The sequence below is a fragment of the bacterium genome, assembly GCA_040755795.1.
Taxonomy (GTDB): Bacteria; UBA9089; CG2-30-40-21; order CG2-30-40-21; family SBAY01; genus JBFLXS01.
This window is the reverse complement of record JBFLXS010000483.1, coordinates 1-2,750: the sequence shown is the minus strand read 5'-3', so window position 1 is coordinate 2,750 and position 2,750 is coordinate 1. Positions and strand designations below refer to the sequence as shown.

Annotated in this window: 5 protein-coding genes; 2 read left to right on the top strand and 3 right to left on the bottom strand. The window is 34.8% G+C overall.

Annotation, left to right across the window (positions count from 1 at the left end):
• Window positions 1-103 precede the first annotated feature (103 nt).
• Window positions 104-565, top strand: coding sequence for a hypothetical protein (locus AB1414_18690; protein MEW6609442.1), 462 nt, complete (start codon window positions 104-106; stop codon window positions 563-565).
• Between the two features lie 34 nt (window positions 566-599).
• Here the strand turns inward: AB1414_18690 and AB1414_18685 are convergent, their stop codons facing one another.
• The 3 genes from AB1414_18685 to AB1414_18675 form a co-directional block, all read right to left on the bottom strand.
• Entirely contained in the window at window positions 600-1,358 is a 759-nt protein-coding gene (locus AB1414_18685) for a HAMP domain-containing sensor histidine kinase (GenBank protein MEW6609441.1), read from the bottom strand.
• 232 nt (window positions 1,359-1,590) lie between these two features.
• Window positions 1,591-2,016: a retropepsin-like aspartic protease gene (locus AB1414_18680; protein MEW6609440.1), complete on the bottom strand. Its 426-nt coding sequence runs from the start codon at window positions 2,014-2,016 to the stop codon at window positions 1,591-1,593.
• Window positions 2,013-2,228 carry a DUF5678 domain-containing protein gene (locus tag AB1414_18675; protein ID MEW6609439.1) on the bottom strand — a complete coding sequence of 72 codons (216 nt, stop codon included), beginning with the start codon at window positions 2,226-2,228 and terminating at the stop codon, window positions 2,013-2,015. Before AB1414_18675 ends, AB1414_18680 begins: the two co-directional genes overlap by 4 nt.
• Window positions 2,229-2,478: 250 nt before the next feature.
• On the opposite strand from AB1414_18675, the gene AB1414_18670 reads away from it, so the two are divergent.
• A partial coding sequence (locus tag AB1414_18670; protein ID MEW6609438.1) for a GxxExxY protein occupies window positions 2,479-2,750 on the top strand: 272 nt, incomplete at its 3' end.

Here is a 2,750-nt window from a genome sequence, read left to right as displayed (position 1 = left end):
TGCTTCACCTATTTTCTTCCCTTTGTGGTTTATCCTTTTTTAATCGCAAAGAACGCAAAGAAATCGACCGCAAAGAACGCAAAGATTAAAGAAGAAAGGAATCATGGAAAATTCACGAAACTCCAGTAAAAATCAACTTAATGAAAAAATCTTATATTTCTCTGCTACTCAAATTGTTAAAGTCTTTCTTCTTGACTTCTCTCCTGCCAAAGAGATACTTTGGTCACTCTATTCCCAAAAACCCAGAGGGAAAAAATCGCGTGCCCCTATCGCTATGCTCCACTCCTTAATCCTTATGACCTTCCTTAAAATCCATAGTATCTCTGCATGGGTCTCTCAATTGAAAGTCTTTCCTTTATTAGCCATCATCTCAGGATTTAACCCTAATGATGTCCCCGGTGTAGGCACTTTCTATGACTTCATAAATCGTATCTACCCAGAATCTCCTACTCCTCTCAAAAATCTCTTACTTCCTGTCAAACGAAAACCAACAAGAAAATTAAAAAATAATGAAAAAGTTCCTCCTAAACATCCATGTATTGTTAACAGACTTGTTACTCCTTAAAATTAACCCTAATCCCTATTTATCCGAGAGGCTTCTACACCACCGAACGCTTACCTTTTTCTATCGGTAATGTAAAATAAAATGTACTGCCCTTATTTAACTCACTCTCTACCCAAATCTTGCCTTTGTAGTGCATTACAATCTCTTTACATAAAGTTAATCCCAATCCTGCTCCTTGATATCCTGATGGAAAAATATTATCCTCTACCTTCTTAAACTTCTCAAATATTACCTCAAAATTTTGTTGGGCAATGCCAATACCAGTATCTTTTACGCTAATTTGAATCTCTTCTTTAGGCTCTTTTAGTAGTATTGCTTTAATTTCTACTAATCCGCTATCTTTATTAAATTTAATCGCATTGTTTAACAAATGGGTCATTAGTAGAGTAAGTTTTTCCTCATCTGCGATTAAAGCAGGTAATTTTTGTTCTAAATCGGTTTTTATCTCAATATTTCTTTCCCTGGCAAATGAATTAACCGCATCAATTGCAGATTTTATAATCTCTTCGATTATTAACTCCTTTTCCTCAAATTCCATTTTACCTGCTTCCATCATTGTCAAGTCCAACAGGTCATTAATCAATACAGTTAACCTATCAATTTCACTATTGATTATATTCAAATATTCTATTCGTGTTTTAAGATTTCCATCAGGGTCAGATAATAATAATTGCGTGAATGCCTTGATAGATGTTAAAGGGGTCCTTAACTCATGCGAAATAGTGGATAAAAAATCAGACTTTGCTAATAATAGTTCTTTGTTTTTCTTGGTCAATGTATCTTCTATTTGCATCTTTTCATTCCTTAATTTATTTTGTAATTCTGTTTCACTTAACGATTGAGCTCACCTGCCGCCAACAGGATGGGCACAGAACTTTAAAAAAACACTAAACTTTGATAGAGTATAGAACTTTGAAAAACCGCCACACTGTTGGCGGTCAGGTGCAGCGACTTTAGGCTTTTATTGGTTGCTATTTCTATCTCTAAGAAATTGCTACCCATCACCTCTATCTTCTTTGATTTATTTATTCTACTCCTTTCTCCTTTGGAGTAAAGTGGATCTTTAGTTCCTCTTCATCAAAGTTTATCTGGAAGCGATTAAAAATATCCTTTCTGCCAAGTAGTCTTGGAACCTCCTCTAACTCTGCAAAAGCAACCTCTACCGTAAGTTCAATTTCTCCAATCCTCAAGAGAATCTGATGGATGTATGTCCTTATTAAACCTCCAGAGACTCCCCCAATAAGCCTTTCCCTTCCCTCTTTCAATTCATATCCTAAGAGATTGCAGTCTGATCTTGTAAACAAACAGAGGTCTGCACCTGAGTCGATATACGGGTCAAAGAGATACCACTTTCCATCCTTGGCTTTAAGATGCACATAGGCTACTGGTCTATAGACTATCTCACCTTCTTTAGTCTTTTCCTTCCGATAGTGGAAGATGTAGCTTTTCATAAAACCAACAAACCTTCCTGGGGGATGAACCTTAACAACATTTCCTCACTTCCTTTTTGAGGGAACTTTCTTTTAGCCATATCAAACGCCTCTTTGACATTACTTCCCCATCCCTCTACCTTGCCCTCGAGTATAGCCACATGTTGCCCTGCAAATCTCTCTTCTTCCTCAACCCCAATATCATCAAACTTTATTTCAACATCCTTTTCCATTTTTCATCCTCCTCGTATGTTTAAGTTTTTCTCTTGATGCCTAACTTTATTTTATAATAGCATATTTTATTGGAATTGTAAAGAAAAATTAAATAAAATTATTGACAATAACATAATTAATGGATATAATTTAAACAAAAGGAGTAGTAGTGTTTCAAGAACCACAGATAACCACAGATAACCACAGATAACCACAGATAAACACAGATAATTAAATGAGTTAATCTGTGTGTATTTAAAAAAGATGTAGATGGAAAAAGGGTTTAAGTATAAAGAGATAACCTATCAAATTTTAAATGCTGACTTTGAAATTCATAATATTCCTGGATGTGGGTTCTTAGAGAAAGTTTATGAGAATTCAGTTGTTTGTGAGTTAAGATTAAAAAGGATGAAAGTTGAGGCTCAAAAGAGAATAGAGATATTCTATAAAGGAAAAGAAGTAGGAATATATGTAGCTGATTTGATAGTAGAAGATAAAGTAATAGTAGAAGTAAAGGCAGTAGATGAGATAAGCAAGATTCA

Coding starts and splice junctions, on each gene's coding strand:
- AB1414_18690 (MEW6609442.1), top strand. CDS start 104: ATGGAAAATTCACGAAACTCCAGTAAAAATCAACTTAATGAAAAAATC.
- AB1414_18685 (MEW6609441.1), bottom strand. CDS start 1,358: ATGCAAATAGAAGATACATTGACCAAGAAAAACAAAGAACTATTATTA.
- AB1414_18680 (MEW6609440.1), bottom strand. CDS start 2,016: ATGAAAAGCTACATCTTCCACTATCGGAAGGAAAAGACTAAAGAAGGT.
- AB1414_18675 (MEW6609439.1), bottom strand. CDS start 2,228: ATGGAAAAGGATGTTGAAATAAAGTTTGATGATATTGGGGTTGAGGAA.